The 23,547-nt window shown below is 38.7% G+C and carries 19 protein-coding genes; 8 read left to right on the forward strand and 11 right to left on the reverse strand.

Annotated features, from left to right (window positions below):
• Positions 1 to 19 precede the first annotated feature (19 nt).
• Genes HMAT_RS18160 through HMAT_RS18170 form a run of 3 tightly spaced genes read left to right on the forward strand, consistent with a single transcriptional unit; the run spans position 20 to position 5,984 of the window.
• Entirely contained in the window at positions 20 to 1,999 is a 1,980-nt protein-coding gene (locus HMAT_RS18160; RefSeq protein WP_158655982.1) for a helix-hairpin-helix domain-containing protein, read from the forward strand.
• On the forward strand, positions 1,996 to 4,086 hold the full coding sequence (locus HMAT_RS18165) for a ComEC/Rec2 family competence protein (RefSeq protein ID WP_158655983.1): 2,091 nt from the start codon (positions 1,996 to 1,998) through the stop codon (positions 4,084 to 4,086). Before HMAT_RS18160 ends, HMAT_RS18165 begins: the two co-directional genes overlap by 4 nt.
• Positions 4,083 to 5,984: an ATP-dependent DNA helicase RecQ gene (locus HMAT_RS18170; protein WP_104384273.1), complete on the forward strand. Its 1,902-nt coding sequence runs from the start codon at positions 4,083 to 4,085 to the stop codon at positions 5,982 to 5,984. Before HMAT_RS18165 ends, HMAT_RS18170 begins: the two co-directional genes overlap by 4 nt.
• On the opposite strand, the gene HMAT_RS18175 is transcribed toward HMAT_RS18170, so the two are convergent.
• The 6 genes from HMAT_RS18175 to HMAT_RS18200 form a co-directional block, all read right to left on the reverse strand.
• On the reverse strand, positions 5,985 to 6,824 hold the full coding sequence (locus HMAT_RS18175) for a sulfurtransferase (protein WP_104384274.1): 840 nt from the start codon (positions 6,822 to 6,824) through the stop codon (positions 5,985 to 5,987). It abuts the gene before it with no gap.
• A 99-nt stretch (positions 6,825 to 6,923) separates the two neighbouring features.
• A complete protein-coding gene (gene rpsA, locus HMAT_RS18180) occupies positions 6,924 to 8,855 on the reverse strand; it encodes a 30S ribosomal protein S1 (protein ID WP_104384275.1) in 1,932 nt (643 codons plus the stop codon).
• A gap of 245 nt (positions 8,856 to 9,100) precedes the next feature.
• Positions 9,101 to 10,069, reverse strand: a complete 969-nt coding sequence (locus HMAT_RS18185; protein ID WP_104384276.1) for a YihY/virulence factor BrkB family protein — start codon at positions 10,067 to 10,069, stop codon at positions 9,101 to 9,103.
• A gap of 1 nt (position 10,070) precedes the next feature.
• Entirely contained in the window at positions 10,071 to 10,478 is a 408-nt protein-coding gene (locus tag HMAT_RS18190; RefSeq protein WP_104384277.1) for a thioesterase family protein, read from the reverse strand.
• On the reverse strand, positions 10,478 to 11,518 hold the full coding sequence (mltG, locus tag HMAT_RS18195; protein WP_104384278.1) for an endolytic transglycosylase MltG: 1,041 nt from the start codon (positions 11,516 to 11,518) through the stop codon (positions 10,478 to 10,480). Before mltG ends, HMAT_RS18190 begins: the two co-directional genes overlap by 1 nt.
• Positions 11,519 to 11,613: 95 nt before the next feature.
• Positions 11,614 to 12,600 (reverse strand): PASTA domain-containing protein, encoded by a 987-nt coding sequence (locus HMAT_RS18200; RefSeq protein ID WP_233789439.1) that lies wholly within the window; start codon positions 12,598 to 12,600, stop codon positions 11,614 to 11,616.
• A gap of 116 nt (positions 12,601 to 12,716) precedes the next feature.
• Here HMAT_RS18200 and HMAT_RS18205 point away from each other — a divergent pair, with 116 nt between their 5' ends.
• Positions 12,717 to 13,727 (forward strand): D-alanine--D-alanine ligase, encoded by a 1,011-nt coding sequence (locus HMAT_RS18205; RefSeq protein ID WP_104384280.1) that lies wholly within the window; start codon positions 12,717 to 12,719, stop codon positions 13,725 to 13,727.
• 105 nt (positions 13,728 to 13,832) lie between these two features.
• Here HMAT_RS18205 and HMAT_RS18210 read toward each other — a convergent pair whose 3' ends face one another.
• The 4 genes from HMAT_RS18210 to HMAT_RS18225 form a co-directional block, all read right to left on the reverse strand.
• On the reverse strand, positions 13,833 to 15,041 hold the full coding sequence (locus tag HMAT_RS18210) for a serine hydrolase (RefSeq protein WP_233789442.1): 1,209 nt from the start codon (positions 15,039 to 15,041) through the stop codon (positions 13,833 to 13,835).
• A 125-nt stretch (positions 15,042 to 15,166) separates the two neighbouring features.
• Positions 15,167 to 15,805: a hypothetical protein gene (locus HMAT_RS18215; RefSeq protein ID WP_104384282.1), complete on the reverse strand. Its 639-nt coding sequence runs from the start codon at positions 15,803 to 15,805 to the stop codon at positions 15,167 to 15,169.
• 9 nt (positions 15,806 to 15,814) lie between these two features.
• Positions 15,815 to 16,309: a dihydrofolate reductase gene (locus HMAT_RS18220; protein ID WP_104384283.1), complete on the reverse strand. Its 495-nt coding sequence runs from the start codon at positions 16,307 to 16,309 to the stop codon at positions 15,815 to 15,817.
• A 72-nt stretch (positions 16,310 to 16,381) separates the two neighbouring features.
• Positions 16,382 to 17,203, reverse strand: coding sequence for a thymidylate synthase (locus HMAT_RS18225; RefSeq protein ID WP_104384284.1), 822 nt, complete (start codon positions 17,201 to 17,203; stop codon positions 16,382 to 16,384).
• 178 nt (positions 17,204 to 17,381) lie between these two features.
• Between HMAT_RS18225 and mtaB the strand changes: the two genes are divergently transcribed.
• On the forward strand, positions 17,382 to 18,704 hold the full coding sequence (gene mtaB / locus HMAT_RS18230) for a tRNA (N(6)-L-threonylcarbamoyladenosine(37)-C(2))-methylthiotransferase MtaB (RefSeq protein WP_104384285.1): 1,323 nt from the start codon (positions 17,382 to 17,384) through the stop codon (positions 18,702 to 18,704).
• A 157-nt stretch (positions 18,705 to 18,861) separates the two neighbouring features.
• Here mtaB and HMAT_RS18235 read toward each other — a convergent pair whose 3' ends face one another.
• Complete coding sequence (locus HMAT_RS18235) at positions 18,862 to 19,758, reverse strand: DMT family transporter (protein ID WP_104384286.1); 897 nt, start codon at positions 19,756 to 19,758, stop codon at positions 18,862 to 18,864.
• A gap of 277 nt (positions 19,759 to 20,035) precedes the next feature.
• On the opposite strand from HMAT_RS18235, the gene HMAT_RS18240 reads away from it, so the two are divergent.
• The 3 genes from HMAT_RS18240 (at position 20,036) to HMAT_RS18250 (ending at position 23,280) form a co-directional block, all read left to right on the forward strand.
• Complete coding sequence (locus tag HMAT_RS18240) at positions 20,036 to 20,608, forward strand: C40 family peptidase (RefSeq protein WP_104384466.1); 573 nt, start codon at positions 20,036 to 20,038, stop codon at positions 20,606 to 20,608.
• A gap of 175 nt (positions 20,609 to 20,783) precedes the next feature.
• A complete protein-coding gene (locus tag HMAT_RS18245; protein WP_104384467.1) occupies positions 20,784 to 21,203 on the forward strand; it encodes a hypothetical protein in 420 nt (139 codons plus the stop codon).
• 517 nt (positions 21,204 to 21,720) lie between these two features.
• Positions 21,721 to 23,280, forward strand: a complete 1,560-nt coding sequence (locus HMAT_RS18250; RefSeq protein ID WP_104384287.1) for a calcineurin-like phosphoesterase C-terminal domain-containing protein — start codon at positions 21,721 to 21,723, stop codon at positions 23,278 to 23,280.
• Positions 23,281 to 23,547 lie beyond the last annotated feature (267 nt).

The raw sequence follows: 23,547 nt of genomic DNA on the forward strand, positions 1-23,547 counted from the left end.
TTTTATTGGAATAACCTGTATGGCACAAACAAATGAAAAAATCAACCTGGAAGAGTTATTTGAAAGCTTATCGGAAGAATTACCCGAAGATGCCGATTTAAGCGAATTAAGTGAAAAATGGTCCTATTATCTACAACATCCGATTGACCTCAATAAGACTGATGGGACAGAATTAATCGAATTACAATTTATAGATCCACTGCTATTGCAACGTTTGATCGATCATCGTCAGGTTTCCGGTGATTTTATTAATGTCTTGGAGCTCCAGTCTATTGATGGTTTTGATGCGAAGATCGTTAACTTGCTGCTACCCTTTATTAAAGTTGGTGAAACCAGTCCATTTACAGGAAGTAAATTTAAGGATTTTTCGCATGAATTTATGTTGCGCTATGGACGGATCCTGGAAAACGCAAAAGGGTACAAAATCACGGATACAACGAAATCCCGTTATCTTGGCGATCGCAACCGATATACTATCCGATACCGGGCAAATCTAAAAGATAAAATTCGCTTAGCAATTAATATGGAGAAAGATGCCGGGGAACCAATTTTTTACGGCGAACAAAAACTGGGATTTGATTTTTATGGATTAAGTCTATCCATTAAAGCCATTGGTCCTGTCCGAAATCTTGTCATTGGAGATTACGCATTGCAGTTCGGTCAGGGGCTTAGCATGTGGAATGGCTTGAGCTTCGGTAAAGGCGGACTGGTGCAGAATACTGCACGGCAGGGTATAGGGGTAAAACAATATACCTCGTTAAATGAGGTTGATTTTATGCGGGGAATAACAGGGACATTCCGCTTACGTCGCTTTGAGATTACCCCTTATTTTTCCTATCGGGCCATCGACGGCAATGTTGAAGACAACATTGAATCAAGGGCAATTAAGACGATCGCGAAAACAGGACTACATCGAACCCCAACGGAACAGCGCTATCGACATGCAGCTCATCAAATGACTTACGGACTGAATGTTTTATGGCGGCACAATCGTTTCAAGGCAGGAATAAATGTTAATCAATCTCAATTGGATGTTATCAAAGTCAAGGGCACCAGCAAAAGGCAGCAATATGATTTCGAAGGAGATGTGCTGCGGAATATCAGCCTATACACAAATTATACCTTTCGTAATGTACATCTATTTGGAGAATATGCTAGTAGCGTAGATGGTGGATCCGCCCTATTATTGGGAGCAGTCGCAAGTTTGCACCCACGTTTATCCACTATAGTCCTCGTTCGGGATTATAAGAAAAACTATCATACTTTTTATGGGCAGGGATTTGGAGAATCGGGTAACACGGCCAATGAAGAGGGAGTTTATCTAGGGCTCGTATACCAATTGGGAAGAAAATTAGTTTGGTCCAATTATATCGATCTGTTCCGATTTCCCGAAGCTAAATACCAGGCTGACAGCAGTTCTCTTGGAGCGGACTTCTTTAGCCAGTTTAGTTATATCTGGTATAAGAAGGGGCAGCTTACTTTGAGGTATCGAAATCGGTTAAAGCAAACGAATTACATGGGGATGGGACATACGGAATCAGGATTGGTAAATAGCTCAAAACAACAGCTGCGAATAGAATTTCAATATAAGCTAAACCGTATCTGGACAATTCGGTACCGGGCAGAAGGTAATCTGTTTCAGAAGGAATATCAAGATAATAGCTTAGGTTATATGTTCTACCAGGATATTTTCTGGAAACCTGATGTGGGAAAGATGCAATTGAATTCGCGCTTAGCTTATTTTCAAACAGACACCTATGATAATCGGATTTATGCTTATGAGAATGATGTCTTATATGCTTCGGGATTTGGCATGTATAATATGAGAGGCTGGCGTACATATCTTAATTTACGATATCGAATAAACCGTCATCTCGATATATGGGCAAAGTATGGAATCTATTATTATCCTGACAATGAGACAATAGGAACGGGGCTGGATGAGATCATTGGAAACCGAAAGTCCGAAATCAAGGTGCAATTAAGATGGCAATTATGACCGAATTGAGTTTTTACCAAAAGCTGGAACGAATTCCTTTACTAAAGATTGCTACTATTTACGTTATCGGTTTATTTGCCGCGCCGATGCTGAAGTTATCGTTCTCCAGCTTTCAATACCTGCAAGATGGCTTGATTTTCTTATCGGGTATAATCCTGTGTTGTTTCCTACTTAAAGGTACGTTGTTTAAATATTGCTATCTTGTAGGATATTATATACTCGCCCTGTTATTTGGCATCTGGCAATTTTGGCGCAGTGACCCACTTTATGTGGAAAATCATTTTTCGCATTTTCAGCTGGACAGTTATGTCGTAGAAATTGTACAGGAACCCAGCACTAAGTCAGAAGCCACGAGATTCTCGGTTGAAGTATTAGGTGGTTATGTTCAGGATAGTTTCATAGCTACAACGGGTAAGTTGATGATCTCATTGAAGGCCACAACGAAAAGCCCGTTGCGGTATGCAGATCGTTTGTTGTTGAAGGGAACTATGTCGGCGGTGCCCCCACCTTTCAATCCGCTCCAATTTGACTACAGGGAATATTTAAAAGGATCAGCTATCTATCATCAAATTTTTTTGCATCCAGGTAACTATATACGGATTGAAAGAGAAGATTCGCATTCCCTAGACCCCAGGGGGCTGGCTTTGCGGACACGCGAAAACTTTCTGAATAAATTAAGGCGCTATTGTAAGCAGGAGGAATATTATGCTATTGCAGCAGCTTTACTATATGGTTTTCGAGGTGAAATAGATGAAGCAAGCATAAAGGCATTTACAAACACAGGAACCATACATATACTTAGTGTTTCTGGAATGCATGTAGCTGTACTTTTCGGTTTCTTATCACTCGTATTTAGGTATATCCCTTGGCCGCCAAGGTTGAATTGGGTACCTGTTGTTATTACATTTTCTATTATTTGGATTTATGCTTTTATTGCTGGTTTAGATCCACCTATTATCCGAGCAGCGATTATGATAAGTTTTGTTCTATGTGCGCAGCATTTTAAACGAAATAGTTCGACTTTAAATGCCTTAGTTGCTGCGGCATCTATTATTTTGCTCTGTGATCCCCGTGCGATTACAAATGTGGGATTTCAACTTTCCTTTCTTGCCGTCTTGGGCATGCTGTTATTTTTGCCAATCTTTGAGAAGATCGTTATTGTAAAAAATTCCTTGATGCGGTTTTTGAGAGATACGGTTGGTATTTCCATCGCTGCACAGGTGTTAACGACGCCATTGACACTATATTATTTTGGACAGTTTCCGACTTATTTTTTATTGGCTAATCTACTCGTTGATCTTCCTTCAACCGTAACGATGTATCTGGGCTTTTTGATGACTATTAATCCCATTGATTGGTTGAATGAGTTTTTAGGCTATCTTTTGGAAAATTTAATCGGATGTATGCTCTATTGCCTGAAGGCCATTGACCATTTGGCATTTTCGACCATTCAAATTGATATCATTGATGGTACTCTTCTTTTTCTTTCGTATGCAGCTGTTTTTTCTTTGTTATATGCCTATCAATGGAAGGATAGAAAGTATTGCTACCTCGGGCTTCTTTGTGTCGCAGGGATCGTATTTATAGCTATAATCCAACAGATAGTAGATGAAAATACAGAGCGATTTCGGATATATAATACAAGAAATGAGCTAACAATAGCCTATTTTAAAAATAGACAGGCTATTATTTATAGCACTTTTGATTCGCTAAATCACAAAGCGCTGCAATATGCCTGCGGTCGGGAAATTCGTGTATGGGCATCCAAAGGAAACATTCAATTTATTCCATTGAAAAGTAAAAGCGTAAGGAATAATTATCTGGTCGAACTTCCGGTTGGAAAAATAGTTGTGATGGAATATTTCAGCGAGGAATTACCCTCTGCGGAATTATTGATTGTAAGGAAGAATGCTATTCAAAAGCTACCAGCTGTAGTGAACAAAATTTTGCCTAAACAGGTGATTCTGGATGGATCCAATTCCTTGAAAAAATCGTTACAGGCACGAACTATATTAGATAGTTTGGGGATGAAGAGTTATCTTATAAAAGATAATTTTGCGTATGTTTGGGATAAGGAGAGCTTATGACTTTAGATAGCATATCAATCTTAAGGCAATATTGGGGCTTTGAATCATTTCGGCCATTGCAGGAAGAAATTATTCAATCGGTTATTTCTGGTAACGATACACTCGCTTTACTACCAACAGGAGGAGGGAAATCCATTTGTTTTCAGGTGCCAGCTTTGATGATGGAGGGAATCTGCATTGTCGTGACACCGCTGATTGCCCTCATGAAAGATCAGGTCGCACATTTGAGGAAAAATGGTATTCAAGCCGTTGCCATTTATTCGGGGATGAAAAAGAGGGAAGTGGATATCACCCTGGACAATTGTGTCTATGGAAAAATAAAGTTTCTTTACCTTTCGCCCGAACGATTGTACAGTGATCTTGTCCGGGAGCGGATCCGGTTTATGAACGTCAATCTATTTGCCATAGATGAAGCGCATTGTATTTCGCAATGGGGCTATGATTTTAGACCTCCATATCTGGAGTTGATAAAACTGAAAGAGCTTCACGCTAAAGTACCATTTTTAGCCCTCACTGCAACCGCAACGGAACGGGTGATCACCGATATCCAGCAAAAGTTAAATTTTCCGAAAGAAAATGTATTTGTCAAAAGTTTTCTTCGGGATAACTTAGCTTATATGGCTATCGAAGAAGAAGATAAAATGGGACGGATGGTGCGTATTATTCATAAGTTGGGGGGATCGGGTATCGTATATGTCAGGAATCGAAGGGAAACGCAGGAAATTGCGCGTATTCTAATCAATAATGGAATAGCATCAGATTATTATCATGCGGGGCTCTCAGGGCAGGAACGCGATCAAAAGCAAGACGCATGGATGACTAATGCTGTTCGTGTTATCGTTGCTACAAATGCGTTTGGAATGGGGATTGACAAGTCAGATGTACGTTTTGTTATTCACCTGGATCTGCCAGATTCGCTGGAAGCTTATTATCAGGAAGCTGGTAGGGCGGGGCGGGATGGAAAAAAGGCATATCCTGTTATTCTTTATCAGCAGAATGATAAGAAAAAACTTGTTGACAACTTGCAGGCTAGTTTTCCCGATATACCTTTTATTCAGCAAACTTATCATTATCTGTGTAATCATTTTCAGGTGCCTTATGGAGCAGGTGAGGGGCTTACGCTGGATTTCGATGTGGTTACATTTGCCAAGAAATACCAACTGCCACTGGTACCTGTCATGAATGCAATGAAATTTTTGGAACGTGATGGTTGGCTAACATTGTCAGAAGCAGTAACAATACCTTCGCGTTTCAAATTTGAAATTGACAGTACGGAATTGTATAAAATCCAGGTACAATATGCAAAATATGATAAATTAATTAAAGCGATTTTACGAACCTATGGCGGTGTCTTCGAAAATTATATCTTGATTAATGAATATGAGTTCGCCAATAAGCTCAATATTCCGTACGGTCGTGTCGTCGAGCTTTTAAAATCACTTGAAGCATTGGAGATTGCGAGTTATCTACCTTCTACTGATTCACCACAGCTGACATTTTTACAAAATCGCGTCGATTATAAGCATCTGCATATTGACCATATATTTATTCGCGACCGTCACCGGGTGAAAGGGGAGGAGGTCAATGGAATGCTAGATTATCTTGAAAAAGCACATTGTCGTAGTCAGTCTCTATTGCTTTATTTTGGAGAGAAAAATGCGGGCTTTTGCCAGGTATGTGATTTGTGTTTAATACGCTTACACAAAGAAAATCAGCGGGCACAAATCAAGGAAGAGATAAAGAATAGCTTATTGACGGCACCAAAAAGGCTGCATGATCTGGTTGAAAGTTTAACTCTTGGAACCGAAAAACGAAGAATAGAGATTATCCGTGATCTACTTGACGCCGAAGTAATTCGTTTGGAGGAAAATCTCTATTCCTGGAATACCTTATTTTGATTATTTTTCAATCGGAAGGTTGAGTTCTTCTCTGCCCCATTCAGACCATGAACCATCGTATACTCGAATATTGGTATGACCTGAAATATAGGATGCAAAAGCAAGTATAGCGGCTGTTATGCCTGAGCCGCAGGAGAATACATATTCATGGTCGACTGTTTTAAATTGATCAAATTGCTGCTCGAGTTCGTCAGCTTGTTTATAATAGATATCTTCAAGCAATTCTTCAAAAGGTAAGTTTTTGGAATGGGGGATATGACCGCCATTGAGTCCTTTTCTTGGTTCCGGTACTAAACCACTGAACCTTCCTTTACTTCTAGCATCAAAAATAGTGACGTCAGCGGCTCTATAATGTGCTAAAATATAGTCCTTGTCAGCATATAGATTTTTCTGAAAATGAGCTTTAAAATTTCCGGTTTTGCCCTGTTGTCTATAACTGCCCGCGAGTTTATATTTATTTTTTTTCCACGCAGGAACTCCGCCATTCAAAATATACACCTGATCAAGTCCCATCACCTTAAACATCCACCACGCACGTGGACTTGAATAGATTCCCCATCTATCATATAATACGACTGTACTCTTCTGATCAATACCCAAAGCTTGAACTTCTTTTTCAAAAACCCCTTCAGAGACTAAGGTATGCGGTAATTTCGATGCCTGGTCTGAAAATTTTCCTTCAATATCAAAAAATAGAGAATTCGGAAGCAATTCTAGTTTTGCATCTTTCAGGGATTGACCGACCTTATCTATGGTACAGTCTAGCAGGATGATAGTTCCATCTTGGATCAATGCCTCCTGAAGTTCGGATGGACTGATTAAGGCTGATTTGAATAACATAACAATGATCTTATAGATACAAAATTACGAAGCAAACCTATAAAAACAAAGAGGCTGTTCTTTTTGGAACAGCCTCTTTTTATGGATCGAAAATACTAATTACTTAGCGTTTTTGTCATTTTCCATTTGCTCTTTCAATTGAGCTAATACGTCTAAGTCGCCTAAAGTAGATTTTTCAACAGAATCTTTTACTTTTTTAACAGCTGAAGACTCAGCTTTAGCGTCTTTTTTACGGTTGTTAGACTCTTCTTTGCGAGCTTCTTCTTTCTCTTCTTCCCAGATACGAGAGTGAGAAATTACCAAACGTTTGTTCTCTTTGTTGAACTCGATGATTTTGAATGAAGTTACTTCATCAACTTTCAATGAAGAACCGTCTTCTTTAACAGAGTGTTTAGAAGGACAGAAACCTTCAACACCATATTGTAAAGCTACGATATCACCTTTGTCACCAACTTTGATCACAGTACCTTCGTGGATAGAACCTTCAGTGAAGATTGTCTCGAAAGTATCCCAAGGATTTTCTTCCAATTGTTTGTGACCTAAAGATAATTTGCGGTTTTCTTCATCTAATTCTAAAACAACTACCTCTAATGTTTCACCAACTTTAGTGAATTCGTTAGGGTGGTTGATTTTTTTAGACCAAGATAAATCAGAAATGTGGATCAAACCGTCGATACCTTCTTCTAACTCAACAAATACACCGAAGTTAGTCATGTTTTTAACAACAGCTGTTTGTTTAGAACCTACAGGGTAACGTTCAGTGATGTTTTTCCAAGGATCTGGAGTCAATTGTTTGATACCCAAGCTCATTTTACGCTCATCACGATCTAATGTTAAGATCTGTGCTTCGATCTCGTCACCAACTTTTAAGAACTCTTGTGGAGAACGTAAGTTTTGAGACCAAGACATTTCAGAAACGTGGATCAAACCTTCAACACCTGGGATGATTTCTAAGAAAGCACCGTAATCAGCAACAGTTACAATTTTACCTTTAACTTTAGAACCAACTTCTAATGCTGTATCCAAAGATTCCCAAGGATGCTCAGATAATTGTTTCAAGCCTAAAGCGATACGTTTTTTCTCATCATCAAAGTCTAATACAACAACGTTGATTGTTTGATCTAACGCTAAGACTTCTTTTGGATGCTCGATACGACCCCAAGAGATATCTGTGATATGCAACAAACCGTCAACACCACCTAAATCGATGAATACACCGAAGTCAGTGATATTTTTAACAGTTCCTTCTAATACTTGACCTTTTTCTAATTTAGCAACGATCTCAGATTTTTGGTTTTCTAAGTCGTTTTCAATTAACACTTTGTGTGATACGACAACGTTTTTGAATTCGTGGTTGATTTTAACAACTTTGAATTCCATTGTTTTACCTACGTATACATCGTAGTCACGGATAGGTTTGATATCGATTTGAGATCCAGGTAAGAATGCTTCAACACCTTTGATGTCAACGATAAGACCACCTTTAGTACGGCTCTTAACGAAACCAGTAATGATCGCATCATTTTCCAATGCTTCATTGATAGCTTCCCAAGATTTTTGAGTTTTAGCACGTTTACGAGAAAGTACTAATTGACCGTTAGCATCTTCTTGAGATTCTACGAATACGTCAACTTTATCACCAATTTTTAATTCTGGTAAGTCACGGAATTCGGATAAAGAAACTAAACCGTCAGATTTGAAACCAACATTTAAGACAACGTCTTTGTTGTTGATAGAAACAACAGTACCTTCAATAATTTCACCTTGGTTAACTTGGTTGAAAGTATCTGCGTATTGTGCTTCAAGTTTAGCGCGTTCAGCATCGCTATAATTTCCGAAACCTTTGTCATTTGCATCCCAGTCGAATTCACCTTCTGGTGTGATCCAAGTGTTTGATTTGATTTCGTCGATTAAGTTTGAATCAGCTTCTGATTCAATTTTTTCAGTGTCTTTCACTACTTTAGTGTCAGCACCTTGTAGCTCTGCGTTTTTCGCTGCTAATTCTTTTTCTGCTTCTTGTTTTTTTGCCATTAATTAATTTTCTCCTTTTTCCTACGTTGTAGGAGTTGCAAAGGTACAAAAAAACTTTTAATGCAAAATTTTATTTTTCTTATTTTATTGAAAGACTTTCAGTTATACCCAAGTCTGGGAGCTTATCGGTTAATTTGGCCTCAGGACCTTCATGTGAGACCCTTTCATTCATCAGAATAGGAGGACTTTATGTCTCAATATAACTTGTAATTTTATAGGGATGTGCCTTTTGGATTTCCTGAAGACTATTCGCTGTCTTTTTTAAAGGAATTGAAAATCCGGGGTTTGGCGATCACAATGGTTTGCTTAGACAGTGCAATGGCCGCATTTAGTTCATAACCCAACAATAAAATCAATGTATTCAGGTAAATCCACAGCATGATCACAATCAGGGTTCCTATAGAACCGTATAATTTGTTGTAGGCGCCAAAATGATTAATGTAGAATGTAAAAATCGAGAAAGTTAAAATCGCCAATATGGTAGCCATGGAAGCTCCTGGACTGAATAATTTCCACCTGTTTGAAGTAGAGGGACCGAACTTATAGATACAGCTTACTGTAAAGAAATAAATGGCAAAAATAATGCTCCATCGCGCCAGCTTTAATAGCGTCGCCCACATACTGGATTTAATACCTGTTGTTTCTTTTAGATAGTCGATAGTCACCCCGGCAATAGTGAATATAGTCATGCCCACAGTAAGGGCAAAAATAATCAGGAATGCCAGTGTAAGCGCAATGAGCCTTTTCCTCAACCAAGGCCTTTTCTCCGTCATTAAGGATGCTTTATTGAAGGCATTCATTAAGGAGGCCATGCCATTTGTCGCAAAATATGCGGCGAACAAAAAACCGAAAGATAACAGCCCCCCATTTTGGTTTTTAATAATATCCTCCAAGGTGGTTTCGACTACAAGGAATGCGTTTTTGGGAATAACAACCGCCAGGAAATCCAGTAATTGTTCCTGAAAATTGTTGATCGGAATATAGGGAATTAACGTAAATAGAAAGATGATACCGGGAAATATGGCCAACAAGAAGCTATAAGACAATGATGAAGCCTTGCTTACGATTGAATCTCTGGAGAGTTCCTGAAAGAAAAACACCGCCACTGTATAAAGAGGAAGCGAACCGAACCCAGGCAAAACTACCCGTTTACTCCATTCGATTAATCTAAAATAAGGTTCAAAATTTAATAGCCATTGGTGGAATTTCCCCATATCAGTTAAAGTATTTACTCATCTTATCCAGAAAGATCTGCGGGGGCATGCATGGTTTGTTTTTTTCCATATTGACAAATACCAATGTTGTTTCGCCTTGATTGAGTAATTCGCCACTTTCGTTGAACAGCTCGTATTCAAAAATAATACGAACTGCCGGTTTCTTACGAATCGTTACCCGGATCGTTATCAGATCGTCATACTTACCCGGTTTGAGATATTTTGTTTTCATCTCTGTAACAGGGAGCATAACGCCCATTTCTTCCAGTTCTTTATAGGATATTCCTGTACTTCTCAGCATTTCCGTTCGTGCTATCTCATAAAATGCAGCATAATTGCCATAATAGACATAGCCCATCTGGTCTGTTTCTGCATAGCGGACACGAATCTGATGATCAAATACAAACATTATTTTTTGATATTTCTTGCGTCTAAAGCTTGTTGGAACTTGCGCGCATTGATTAGATGTTCTACTTCTGTTTTCGCAAAATTATGGTATCCGGAGAAATCATCTTTTGCACACATATAGATATAATCGTGTTGTTTAAAGTTTAGGACCGCATCAATAGCTGCAATACTTGGGATAGAAATGGGACCCGGGGGCAGGCCTCTATAGATATATGTATTATAAGGATTGTCCATTCTTAAATGTTTATTTAAGACCCTTCTGATCGTAAAATCATTATTCGCAAAGATTACTGTCGGATCGGCTTGTAGTAGCATTCCTTTTTTTAGGCGGTTTAAATAGAGTCCGGCAATCATAGGCATTTCGTCTTGATGCAATGCCTCGCCTTTGACAATGGAGGCTAATGTGCTGACCTGTTGTGGCGTTAAGTTAAGTGCTTTGGCTTTCGCAATACGATCGGTATTCCAGAATTTTTTCCATTCATCATCGAAACGCGCAATAACTTTTTCCGGACTTGTGTTCCAGTAAATTTCGTAAGTATTTGGGATGAAGATTGAAATTAGATTTTCCTTGGTAAAGCCAAATTTTTGAGCGGTAGCTTCATCGTTCAATACCGCAATAAATTGTGCTGAATCTGCTTCAAAACTTTTGCCTAATAAGGCCGCCATATTTTCTTTTAGCCTGACATTTGCAAACCTGAATTTTACGGGTTCTTGATAACCACCTATTAAATTACCGATCAAACGTCGATTGTTCATTCCCGGAGTTAATAAATAACGGCCAGGTTTTACACTTTGTTCGTATTTTTTATATTGGGCGGCGCGTTCAAATGAAGCGATATCATCCAGAAGACTAGAATCTTGAATTGATTTGAGCACATCCTCGTACTTTGCGCCTTCATGAATATAAAGGTATTTCTTTTCTCCAGAAACATTTGAGGCAAAAAAAGCCTTATAAAATGTCCATGCAAAATAACCTCCGATAACGATGACAATTAATGCAACAATTTTTAACCAACTTGGTATTCCTTTTTTATTTTCCATCAGAATGATTTTTTATATCAATAATGAAACTTTCGCATACATCCGAATCATTTTTATGCAAACAATCTGATGTTTGTAAAGGTTTCAAAATAATTTTAGAAGCCTAAACTATTACTTTTATTTTCCTTTTTCTGGCCTGCTGGAGGTGTTGTATTTGTCGCTTTGGCAGGAGGATTATTTGTTGTCGTTTTTGCCGGAACAGCGGGTTTTGCTGCAGGGGGATTTACCGGTGTCGGATTTCCCTGTGGCTTAGGTGTCGTTGTCCCTCCCGGTGTACCAGTTGTAGATGTCGGTGCCGTTAATGAAAGAGTTACATCTATTTTAGCGCCTAAGCTCGTTAATCCTTTCTCTATGCCTGGAGATTGTACGCTGATCACGGCTGTTGTTGTATCAGTTACATTCGGATCGTAAGTCACCGTTCCCAGGCCAAGTCCGGCACCGGTAAGTGCAAATTTAGCCTCGTTCAGCGGAAGTCCGATCAAATTGGGAATTTCAACTTCATTTGCTCCAAGGCCATTTCCAAGGACAAGATCTATTCGTGAACCTTTCGGGATCATGCGCCCATTTCGAATGGACTGCCCCGCAAATTGGGCATCTAAAACAATATCTCTGGCGATATCTGCGACATAAGAGGTATCACCAATTTTAAGATTGTGATTTTTCAAAATAGCTGTTGCTTCAATCAGAGTTTTATCTTTGATATTCGGGAAAGAGACCTCCGGTGCTACTTGCGTGATAATTGTTAGATAAATTGTACGACCGGATTTCACGTGAAATCCTTGCTCAGGATCCTGTTCGATCACCAAGCCCGGTTTGGCATCCATCTGGTAAACGGAGTCGATCTGATATTCTAGTCCCGCATCTTCAAGGGCTTGGATGGCTGCGTTGATATGGAGTCCCTTTATTTTGGGAACTGCAATGGATTCATCATGTTTAGTATATATTTTCAGCCCGACATATACCGCAAGAAATAAGCAGATTATCGCAACAAAAGCGGCAATGAGATTTTTTCTGAACGCGGGTGTCTGAAGATATTGTACGACTTTGGACATTACTGTGTTTGATAAAAATGAATTCTGCATAGAACCGCAATATTAAAGCCAGTTTTGCAGAATGATTAAATAAAATTATTCCTCACAAAATTATTCGTTTTTCCGTGTATAGCAAATTATATTTGCTATTCGAATCGCTAAAATTTATGAAAGCAAAAATAGCATTAATAACTGGAGGTTATACAGGGGAGGCTGAAGTTTCTTTTAAAAGTTCAGCTTTTGTCTATTCTCAACTTGATCATCAGAGATACGATGTATACCTGATTACCATATCAAAAGGAGCATGGTTTTATACCGATAAAGACGGTCAGCAGTATCCTGTTCTGCGCGAAAGCTTTACGTTGCCATTGCATGGAGAAACGATAAATTTTGACCTCGCGTTTATTATGGTACATGGTGTACCCGGGGAGGATGGCAGACTGCAGAGCTACTTTGATTTGCTGGATATTCCTTATACTTCATGCGATGCACTGACTTCAGCTTTGACGATGAATAAAGGCTATACCAAAGCGATTTTAAGTGATATTCCTGAATTATATCTGGCCAAATCAGTTTTATTATTTGAATCACAGCGGGCGCAGGCAGTCAGCACTGTGGAAAGTAATCTTTCTCTGCCTTATTTTGTGAAACCTAATGCTGGGGGAAGCAGTATCGGAATGACAAAGGTCAAAGAATCGCCTCAGTTACAGGAAGCTATTGATAAGGCTTTTGATGCCGAAAATACAGGAAAGCAAGTGATTGTTGAGGAATTTGTGACTGGACGTGAGTTTTCGGAAGGAATTTTTCGGAATGCCAAGGGAGAATTGGTTGTGTTGCCTGCAACGGAGGTTCGTACGACACGTGAATTTTTTGATTTTGAAGCGAAATATATCCCTGGTCTGACGGAGGAAATTACGCCTGCGGACCTGACGGTGGAACAGCAGGAGCGGGCGGCACGTATTCTGAAGGAAATTTATGTCAGATTGAACTGTAAAGGTATGGTGCGTGTGGATTTCTTTTTGGAAAATGGGACCGACAATTTTTATTTCATCGAGATCAATACAATTCCTGGACAGACAGCGCAAAGTTTTATCCCGCAACAGGTACGTGCCTTTGGTATGAAAGAAGGTGACTTCTATGCTGAATTGATCGAAAGCGCTTTGCGATCTGTAAAATAGGACAAAGGTGTATCGCTGTCTTTGAGGGATGCTCTCGGCCTGAAATAGCTAAAATATCGATTATAACAGAAAAACGGCTTTCAGATTTTGAAAGCCGTTTTTCTGTTATTTTCTGAAATCAAACCTGGACAAATCGGGTTTGATTTTTTTTGTTCGTTTTAGCTCTTCCTGGTACAGGAGCTGGCCGATGTTTTTCAAAAATGGATAAGTGACGGTCTCGTATTCGTAAATACCATCGTTGTAAATACCGTTTTCATTCGACTGAACTACTACGGCAAGGAGAAATTCTACGCCGTGCTCAAAATCTACAATATAAGCGTTATCAATATTATAGCCATAGGAATCACCATATTTATTAAATATACGGATATTAGGATTCAGCTCGGCATCTTTTTCACGGCCATAGAACAGCAATTTGCTATATGTAGGCCAGAATTCTACGGGATCATATTTTGGAAAGTCCGATTCAAATGGATAGCGAGACATGTAGTCATAGAGTAGGTTATAATCTTCCTCTTCTAAATTAAATGTGTCTTTACTTTTGAATGCTTCCGGAAATAGTAACTTTTTTAGGATCAATTGTTGGTCCTCCAACGCATACACATTTAAACCTTCAAAGCTCCATGGTTCATGAATAAGCTGATCCTGATCATTCATGTAGCCCTTCCCCTGCAGGGTATTGGCCAACTTGATGTCATAATCCTTGGGGTCGAATTGCGCTTTTTGCTGATAGAGGATATGGTCACCGTTATAGAAAGTGAACGGGTTGGTATGTTTGGCCCAAATTCCTTTGTCGCCAATAGCAAGGCGGTTGACAATTCGGCTGTACTCGGCGCCATATTTTTTGAGTTTTGTATTTAATTCGGCACGGCCAATGAATTCGAACAACCTATTTTGAGCATCATTGTCACTGGTCAATAATATTTTTTTGACATATTGCGCGATAGAGGGTAGCCCATTGGCTGCAGATTCATCTACGTACACCTTGGTTTGTTTTTCAAAAGCAGAATCAATGCGCAGGGGGGTATCTCTTGTCAGCCCATTAATATGTAAATCATTGATTTTTTCCAAGGCCAAAATCGCAGTTGGCAGTTTCACGGTACTTGCCGGATAGAAATACCAATTGGGATTCAGTCGATAACTATAAGACCTGAAATGCGGAATATTGGATTGATCGCGATCAATTTGAGTGTAGAGAATCTGGATTTCGTTCTTGGTCGGATGATTTAATACTTGCTGAAATAGATCAGGGCGACTCTGAAGTAATTTTTCCAGGTATATGGTATCTATCTTTTGAGCATAGGTGTCCGACATGACTAGTATAAAAATTAACAATAGATATTTGTGCATTTTTATAGAAAATTGTATTTCAGATGCTGAATGTTTATAATTTAGCGGAAACCGACTTAAGTGGTTGAATCTGATCTTGTTCTATGCTGTTATTTGTTCAATTCTTCAATTGCTTTTAACAATTGATTTTTTGATACCAGTTTCTTTGCTTTTTCATTTTCCTGAGCATAAGGCTCTAAAGTACTTTTTTGAAGCGGTAAGATCGTGTTCATTTTATCTAATTTAAAATGAGAGATTGTTGGACTTGATATATCCGAAGTCATACTATAAAGCTTGATTTTTTTATCAATTTTTGCTGTATCGATCAAAAACAACCAGCAACTATCTTGTGGAATGCCTCTGATCTTATTTCTCTTCACATCTATGCGATAAATCTCTTTCGTTTGATCGGGTGTTACTGTATATTTTTTACCGTTTTCTTTCCACGATATTTCGCTGGGTTTATCACGCGAACGAAATTTTATTTTGGAATTAGCCACAAGCGTACTGTCGTTTTTTAAAACGATAAAAAATGTGAATTTACTACTGTATGTATTATCAAAAGAATAGAACCGAGGAGTATACGAGCCTGGCGTAGTAACATTTCCATAAGGTGTCCGTATAGTCGTTGGTGGAAGGAACTGTGCGAATACTTGTGTTGAAGTCAACAAAGTAAAAAGAAAAAAGCTTATCACATACATGATACGATACTTCATTATCTTATTTAATTGCAGGTTCAGTTTATTCATGGTATAGAACTATTTTCTTGTATACACTTCAAAGGTATAGTTGAATGCATGTTTATCATCTGCCTGATGTGGTTCCGCAGAAATCAGTTCCCATTCTTCCGATGATAGTTCGGGAAAAAACGCATCTCCCTGAATCGTTGTGTGTACACGTGTCAAAAGTACCTTGTTTGCTAAGGGTAAGGCCTGTTGATAGATATTTGCACCACCAATAATAAATACCTCACGTTCGTCGCGGCAATATAAAAGCGCCTCCTGGATACTGTTTGCGACATCAATATCTTCCCCCTGAAAATTAGCATTACGTGTGATGACAATATTCCTTCTGTCAGGTAATGCTTTGCCTATGGCGTCAAAGGTTTTTCTACCCATTAGGATAGAATGTTCAATGGTATTTCTCTTAAAATATTTAAAATCATTGGGTAAATGCCAAGGCATCTGGTTGTTGATACCAATTGCATTGTTCTCCGATGCAGCTACAATTAATGTGATCGTTGGATTACTCATTTTTGTGTCGTGTAAATTCTTGGTGTAAATTCGTCGTGGTGCTGTATGTGGGAAAACTTTTTAATGATTCTCCTAAACTGCGACCGGTGCTTTTATATGTGCATGAGATTCATAATTTAGCAGTTCGAAATCTTCGAATTTAAAATCAAAGATATCTTTCACCTCCGGGTTTATCTTCATTTGTGGCAAGGGCTTTGGATCACGGCTCAATTGAAGTTCGGTTTGCTCAAAGTGATTGCTATAGATATGCGCATCACCCAATGTATGGATAAATTCGGCTGCTTCCATATCACAGACTTGCGCCACCATCATCGTCAACAGGGCATAAGATGCGATATTGAAAGGCACACCTAAAAAAATGTCCGCGCTACGCTGATAAAGCTGACAGGACAATTGTGGCTTTAGGATACCTTTCTCAGGCTGTGCTGGAGCTACATAAAATTGAAAGAAAGCATGGCAGGGAGGTAAAGCCATATGTTCGATTTCAGCGACATTCCATGCCGATACGATGATACGACGCGAATCCGGTGAATTTTTTAGCTGATTGATAACCTGCGCGATCTGATCAATGTGGCGGCCATCGGGTGTTGGCCAAGAACGCCATTGCGAACCGTATACAGGTCCTAGGTTTCCCTGTTCATCAGCCCATTCGTCCCAAATACTTACGCCGTTATCTTTTAAATACTGAATATTGGTTTCGCCTTTTAAAAACCAGATCAGCTCGTGAATAATTGATCTGAGGTGCAATTTCTTTGTCGTTACTAAAGGGAATCCGTCCTGAAGGTTGAAACGCATCTGATACCCAAAGACACTTTTGGTACCTGTTCCAGTACGGTCTGTCTTTACAACACCATTCGTATATACATGTCTGAGTAAATCTAAATATTGTTTCATCTGTAAATTTTAATTTTTTAACTGCTTAATCCCGAGTCGTTGAATCCGTAGGTGAAACCTTCTGGCACGTCCATCCTTTCAAGATAGTCAAAACTAAGGAAAATCCTTATAACGAGAAAGTCAAAACTTAAAATGATAAGAGGGGTTACTGAAAAAAAATGTAATTTTGCAAAATATTATGGAGAATAAAAAAGTAGCTTTTTATACACTTGGGTGTAAACTGAATTATTCGGAGACATCATCCATTGGACGTTTATTTAAGGATGCGGGCTATGATACGACCGCTTTTAATAGCCGTGCAGACGTTTATGTAATCAATACATGTTCTGTAACGGACAACGCGGACAAGAAGTGTAGAAAAGTGGTCAAGGAAGCTCTAAAGCACTCTCCGAATGCCTATATTACTATTGTAGGGTGTTATGCCCAGTTAAAACCAAAAGAAATTGCGGAGATACCGGGAGTGGATATGGTGCTGGGTGCTGCTGAGAAATTTAACATCATTGAGCATATCAATGACTTGACCAAGCAGGAAAAAACAATTGTTTTTAATGGCCCTATTGATGAGACCAACCAATTTGTGTCGGCGTATTCCATTGGTGATCGTACACGTACATTTTTAAAAGTTCAGGATGGATGTGATTATTCCTGTACATTCTGTACGATTCCCTTAGCGCGTGGTGGAAGTCGTTCAGGAAAGATTGAAGAGATTGTCAAACAGGCTGAAGAAATAGCCGCTTCAGGTGTAAAAGAAATTGTGTTGACGGGGGTTAATATTGGTGATTTTGGTATTCGGGATGGCAAGCGCGAAGACCGCTTTCTGGATTTGGTGAAAGCACTGGATGAGGTTGAGGGCATTGATCGGATACGCATTTCTTCTATAGAACCTAATCTTCTTTCAAACGATATCATCGAATTTGTCGCACAATCCAAAAGATTTGTTCCACATTTTCACATGCCATTACAATCTGGAAGTAATAAAATTCTGGGTTTGATGCGCCGGAGATATAAACGGGAGTTATATACTGAACGTGTAGAATTTATCAAGTCGTTAATGCCAAACTGTTGTATAGGTGTTGACGTGATTGTTGGATTTCCGGGTGAAACACGGGAGGATTTTATAGATACCTATAATTTTCTGAACGATATGGATATTTCCTATCTGCATGTATTTACTTATTCGGAGCGCGAAAATACCATCGCAGCACAAATGGAGGGAGCTGTACCTGGAGCACAACGTAGTGATAGAAGCAAAATGTTGCATATTCTTTCAGAAAAGAAACGTCGCGCATTTTATGAATCACAGCTTGGCGCCCAAGGCGATGTCCTATTTGAAGCAGATGAAAAAGATGGTTATATGCATGGTTTTTCCAAAAATTATGTCAAAGTAAGAACTTTATATGATCCATTGCTAGTCAACGAAGTGGTGCCAGTCAAATTTATGGAAGTTACGGATACCTGTGAAGTAGAGGTAGAAGAGGTTCCTGAGACATTGGCGCATTAGTTTTTAAGACCTATACATCTATAAAAAAGGGCGATCTTATAGAAAATCGCCCTCTTTTATAGATTTAAACCTCCATATTCACAGCTTTCGATTATCCTTGATTTTCTATTCGAAACCGCGGTATAGCATGTGTGTTTTGAAATAAACGGCATGTCGATTAATGCGTATTACTCTTCGCGGCATTTAACCAGATCACCGTCCCGAGGATCAAAAGAACACCGACCCACTGCACAGATGAAACAGATTCATGAAGGATAAAATAGGACATGCAAGTGGCCACAGGTAATTCTGCTGAACTCAAAATCCCTCCTAACGAAAACCCCGTTTTTGGTAAACCATACGCAAATAATAATGGTGGAATGACAGTGCCAAATAAAGATAGGATCAAGCCAAAATGTAGGAAATTAGCATCAAATTGACCGTTGAATAAATAGTTCGGCGGAAATAAGGTGAAAACTAATATGCAGGAACCAGTTACCATAATTGCGCTTTTTTGGATCGGATGATAATCATTGCCTACACGACCATTGACGATCATGAATACAGAATAAGCAGTAGCTGCCAAAAGTCCAAATAACAGACCTGTTAAGTTGATGTCCTTCAATCCTTTCTCAATTAATCCTGTTGCCAACAATGTCGCAATCAGGACAATGCCAATGCCAATTAGGTTGTTCTTTGACGGTTTTACTTTGAAAAAGATAAACTCAATAACAACACCGATCCATATATATTGCATGAGTAGGACAATGGCTAAGGAGGCTGGGACCAACTGTACACATTTGTAGTACAAAATACTTACTAAGCCTGTTGATGTACCACTGATTAAAATTTTGATCCATGAAGATTTTTTAGTTGAAGATTGAAAGGTTTTGCGGGAAAATAATTTGATGGCAATAAAGATAAGCCAAAGCATAAGCATACCAAATAATACCTGAATCCCTGTTACCTCCCCTAAAGTTAGCCCTTGACCATATGCTTTTTTAACAAACGTTGATAGTATTCCAAAACTACTCGCACCTAAAAAGACAGCTAATGCACCTTTTAATTTTTCCATTCTCAAATAAATTAGGCGTCAAAGTTACGATTTCTGAACAATTCTTTTTCTGATCCGACGTTCTTGTAAAGGAAAATGGATAAATTGATGGATAACCGGATTGAAGGCATTACTGGAGCTCAGTCGGTAAAGTCTATTAATGAGATGGAAATAATCTTTTGAGCAGGTTATTTAAAAATGGAGGGAATGGGAATTGTTTTTTACGAAACCAGCGAAAATGTTGTATACAAGGGGTTATTTATTTAAGTTTGTTATACCGGAAAATAAATCGAACATAATGATTGCCAAGTCTTACTTTATCTTTTTTTTAAGCGCGCTATTATTCTTGAGCAGTTGCTCAACAAAGAAAAAGGTACTTACATCCCGTTCACATTCCTCGAGTGGCTCGGTGTTGACAGACGCAAGTTCGGCACGGGGAAAAACCTTTTCGGGATCCCGCCTTGATAATTATGCTTCGCTATTGAATGTAAGTACAAAAAAGTTAAATCCGCAGCTTTATTCCTTTATTGACGATTGGATGGGTATACCGCATCGAATGGGTGGACAGACCAAAAACGGCGTGGATTGTTCGGGATTCGTCAATCTCTTGTACATTGAAGTCTATAAAGGTAACCTACCGCGAACATCACGTGATATGGAGGGTATTGTGAAAAGAAAGAAGCCTGAAAAATTGGAAGAAGGAGACTTGGTGTTTTTTTCTTTCGGCAAAAATGGAATTGATCATGTGGGTGTGTATTTACACAATAATAAATTCGTCCATGTCTCCACGCGCAAGGGAGTTATTATATCAGATTTGACGGATAGCTGGTATGCCAAAACCTTTGTGGATGCGGGTTCTCCAAAGATCTAACCGGACGAAATCCATGTAGGTTTTATGTCATATCTTGATATAAACTTTTATACCCTATATAAATCCTTATTTTTGTCAAAATTTTATAGAAATGACAATAAAGAGTAAAAAGATTTTTTTAGGCCTTTGTATTATTGTGCCATTTTTAATGTATTGTGTTTATTACTACAGTAATATGATTAAAAATGCACCGTTCCGTTTTGCAGATTTTGAATCAATTGAATTTAAATATGGTGAACCGAACCACATGGTCAATGAATATAATTCGAAAACGCGTATCTATAAATATTTAGACAAAAAAGATTCATTAATTACGGACACTGTAAAGTTCACAAAAGATGATCTATTGTATTTACACCGCAAGGCAATGGAACTTGGTTTTTGGAATTTGGATACAGATATGACAGGACCAGAATGGAAGAAAGACTCTACAAATTCGAAAGTACCTCGCTTTTATCTGGAATATAATTACAAAGATAAGTCCAAGCATGTCACCTTAGATGCGGATTTTGCGGGTAACCCACGGATGCATGATGCTGCTAAATCGATGATAGACGAAGTAAACCGTATGTTGGCAACAGCACAGGCAAGGTAATAACGATAATTATACTTATTGAGAAGGGAGAAACCAAAAAGGCTTCTCCCTTTATTTTTTGCAATTTAATGTTACCTTTCCTTTAAAAGGGGCTTTTACCGTTTATATAGATCAGCTATTTCAGGGGGATGGTTGTGCTATCGGCTTAACTAATGGACATTGGTCTTTTTAAAATCATTGATCATTAGCTTACGCAGCTAATAGGAAGATAGGAATAATAATAGCAAAATTTGAATGAAATGATGTCGGACAACCTTATATCAGGAAGAAGACAAATTCATAACAAGTGGTAATCTGAGAGGGACTTAATAGGGACCTCATTCGGACCTTGTCCGGACCTTATTCGGATAAACACGTATAAAATCCGATTCAACTCCCTTTAATATCATAACTAATTATGTATTATTCGTTAGTTCAATAACAACCTGATACCGGCTTCTATTTACAAATTCTTTATATACCATTGATCTTGGCTTAATGGAAATAGGGTACTTTAGCGGCAAAACCAACGTTCGATATGAAAACATTTTTTGCATTGGCTATTTCTTTAGCATTAGCCCAGACAGTACAAGCACAAGAGTTTGCAAAGGGAAAAGTTTATCTGGATATAAACAAAAATGGAAAATTGGATAGGAATGAAAAAGGGATAGCATCTGTTTCCGTCAGCAACGGTCGCGAAGTTGTCATTACTGATAAAGATGGAAACTATCAACTGCCAGTCGGAAATGATAATATCATTTTTGTTGTTAAACCCTCGGGATATGCGGTACCCCTAGATGAGAATAATCATCCAACATTCTATTATATCCATAAAGTCAACGGAAGTCCGGCCTCTAAATATCCTGGCGTGGCACCTACAGGGAAGATTCCAACGGCCATAAACTTTGCTTTATATCAACAAGAAGAGCAACCCAATTTTTCTGCCTTTGTCTTTGGCGATCCACAAGCCTATACAGAAGAAGAGCTGGGATTTTTTAAAGATGGTATCATTAATGAAATCGCGGACAAATCTGTCGCCAAATTCGGAATCAGCCTGGGAGATTTGGTCGGTGATGACCTTTCTCTTCAACCCAAATATAAATCGGTTATTTCTACCATGGGGCTGCCTTGGTATAATGTTATGGGAAATCATGACATGAATTACGATGCCAAAACCGACAGCCTTTCGGATGAGTCTTTTGAGCGTACTTTTGGTCCCAATAATTACTCTTTTAATTACGGAAATGCCCACTTTATTGTGTTGGACAATATCATTTATCCTAATCCTCGTACCGGGAAAGGGTATTTAGGTGGTTTTCGAAAAGATCAGTTGGATTTTGTTGAGAATGATCTAAAACAGGTAGATAAAGATAAATTAATTGTCCTCTCGTTTCATATTCCATTGTATCATGAAAATTCAAATGTATTCCGCAACGAAGATAGACAGCGTCTTTTTGATATTTTAGCTCCCTTTCAGCACACGCTTTCATTATCGGCACACACACATTTCCAACGTCAATATTTTTATGGACAGAAAGATGGCTGGAAACAAGCGCGTGCGCACCACGAATATAATGTCGGTACAACATCCGGCGACTGGTATTCAGGCGAACTAAATGCAAAGGGAATCCCTGTTTCCACCATGCGTGACGGTACGCCAAAAGGCTACGCAATTTTGAAGATTGAAGGTAATCAATATCGCTTTGACTATAAAGTAGTCGGTCAACCTGCTAGCTATCAGATCGACGTGTATGGCGCATCAGTAGTGCCCGAAAAGTATACAAAACGATACCCGATCTACGCAAATTTTTTCATTGGCAAAGAAGGTGATAATGTATCCTATAGAATCGATCAAGGGGACTGGAAAGCGATGGAATATGTGAATGAAAGTGATCCCGCGTTTTTAAAATCCTTAGCGAAATATGATACAGCCGAGCAGTTGATAACGACACGCCGCCCATCTAACCCCGAAAAATCAAGTCATTTGTGGATGACAAATTTGCCCAAACTTAAAGCTGGAAAATACCTGCTAGAAATTAAGGCCGTTGATATGTTCAATAGAGAGCATTTTGCGACGAAAAGTATTGTTGTGGAATAATTAAATACATAGTCTGTACACAAGAAAAGGCAATCTTCCGGTTGCCTTTTCTTGTTGTTGAAATAGGTATATCTCTATCTATACATCACTATTTTTAGGACAGACTTAGATTGGATAGGGGGGATTACCAGATGCAGAACGCTAAATTTAAGGTTAAGCGATGCTGTCTATTTAAAGGTTAATCCAGCGAAATAAACAGTTTAAATAACTATTTGTCGAATTGTTTTAAGTTTAAAGTTCCCTTAAGATGGACTTAACATAGCAGTC

It is taken from the genome of Sphingobacterium sp. HMA12 (assembly GCF_002933815.1).
Taxonomy (GTDB): domain Bacteria; phylum Bacteroidota; class Bacteroidia; order Sphingobacteriales; family Sphingobacteriaceae; genus Sphingobacterium.

Bases quoted from the DNA above. Each gene is read 5' to 3' on its own strand.
- mltG (WP_104384278.1), bottom strand. From the start codon at position 11,518: ATGGAAAATAAAAAAGGAATACCAAGTTGGTTAAAAATTGTTGCATTA.
- mtaB (WP_104384285.1), top strand. From the start codon at position 17,382: ATGGAGAATAAAAAAGTAGCTTTTTATACACTTGGGTGTAAACTGAAT.
- HMAT_RS18245 (WP_104384467.1), top strand. From the start codon at position 20,784: ATGATTAAAAATGCACCGTTCCGTTTTGCAGATTTTGAATCAATTGAA.
- HMAT_RS18220 (WP_104384283.1), bottom strand. From the start codon at position 16,309: ATGAGTAATCCAACGATCACATTAATTGTAGCTGCATCGGAGAACAAT.
- HMAT_RS18170 (WP_104384273.1), top strand. From the start codon at position 4,083: ATGACTTTAGATAGCATATCAATCTTAAGGCAATATTGGGGCTTTGAA.
- HMAT_RS18160 (WP_158655982.1), top strand. From the start codon at position 20: ATGGCACAAACAAATGAAAAAATCAACCTGGAAGAGTTATTTGAAAGC.
- HMAT_RS18210 (WP_233789442.1), bottom strand. From the start codon at position 15,041: ATGTCGGACACCTATGCTCAAAAGATAGATACCATATACCTGGAAAAA.
- HMAT_RS18240 (WP_104384466.1), top strand. From the start codon at position 20,036: ATGATTGCCAAGTCTTACTTTATCTTTTTTTTAAGCGCGCTATTATTC.
- HMAT_RS18205 (WP_104384280.1), top strand. From the start codon at position 12,717: ATGAAAGCAAAAATAGCATTAATAACTGGAGGTTATACAGGGGAGGCT.
- rpsA (WP_104384275.1), bottom strand. From the start codon at position 8,855: ATGGCAAAAAAACAAGAAGCAGAAAAAGAATTAGCAGCGAAAAACGCA.
- HMAT_RS18175 (WP_104384274.1), bottom strand. From the start codon at position 6,824: ATGTTATTCAAATCAGCCTTAATCAGTCCATCCGAACTTCAGGAGGCA.
- HMAT_RS18225 (WP_104384284.1), bottom strand. From the start codon at position 17,203: ATGAAACAATATTTAGATTTACTCAGACATGTATATACGAATGGTGTT.
- HMAT_RS18250 (WP_104384287.1), top strand. From the start codon at position 21,721: ATGAAAACATTTTTTGCATTGGCTATTTCTTTAGCATTAGCCCAGACA.
- HMAT_RS18190 (WP_104384277.1), bottom strand. From the start codon at position 10,478: ATGTTTGTATTTGATCATCAGATTCGTGTCCGCTATGCAGAAACAGAC.
- HMAT_RS18185 (WP_104384276.1), bottom strand. From the start codon at position 10,069: ATGGGGAAATTCCACCAATGGCTATTAAATTTTGAACCTTATTTTAGA.
- HMAT_RS18165 (WP_158655983.1), top strand. From the start codon at position 1,996: ATGACCGAATTGAGTTTTTACCAAAAGCTGGAACGAATTCCTTTACTA.
- HMAT_RS18200 (WP_233789439.1), bottom strand. From the start codon at position 12,600: ATGCAGAATTCATTTTTATCAAACACAGTAATGTCCAAAGTCGTACAA.
- HMAT_RS18235 (WP_104384286.1), bottom strand. From the start codon at position 19,758: ATGGAAAAATTAAAAGGTGCATTAGCTGTCTTTTTAGGTGCGAGTAGT.
- HMAT_RS18215 (WP_104384282.1), bottom strand. From the start codon at position 15,805: ATGAATAAACTGAACCTGCAATTAAATAAGATAATGAAGTATCGTATC.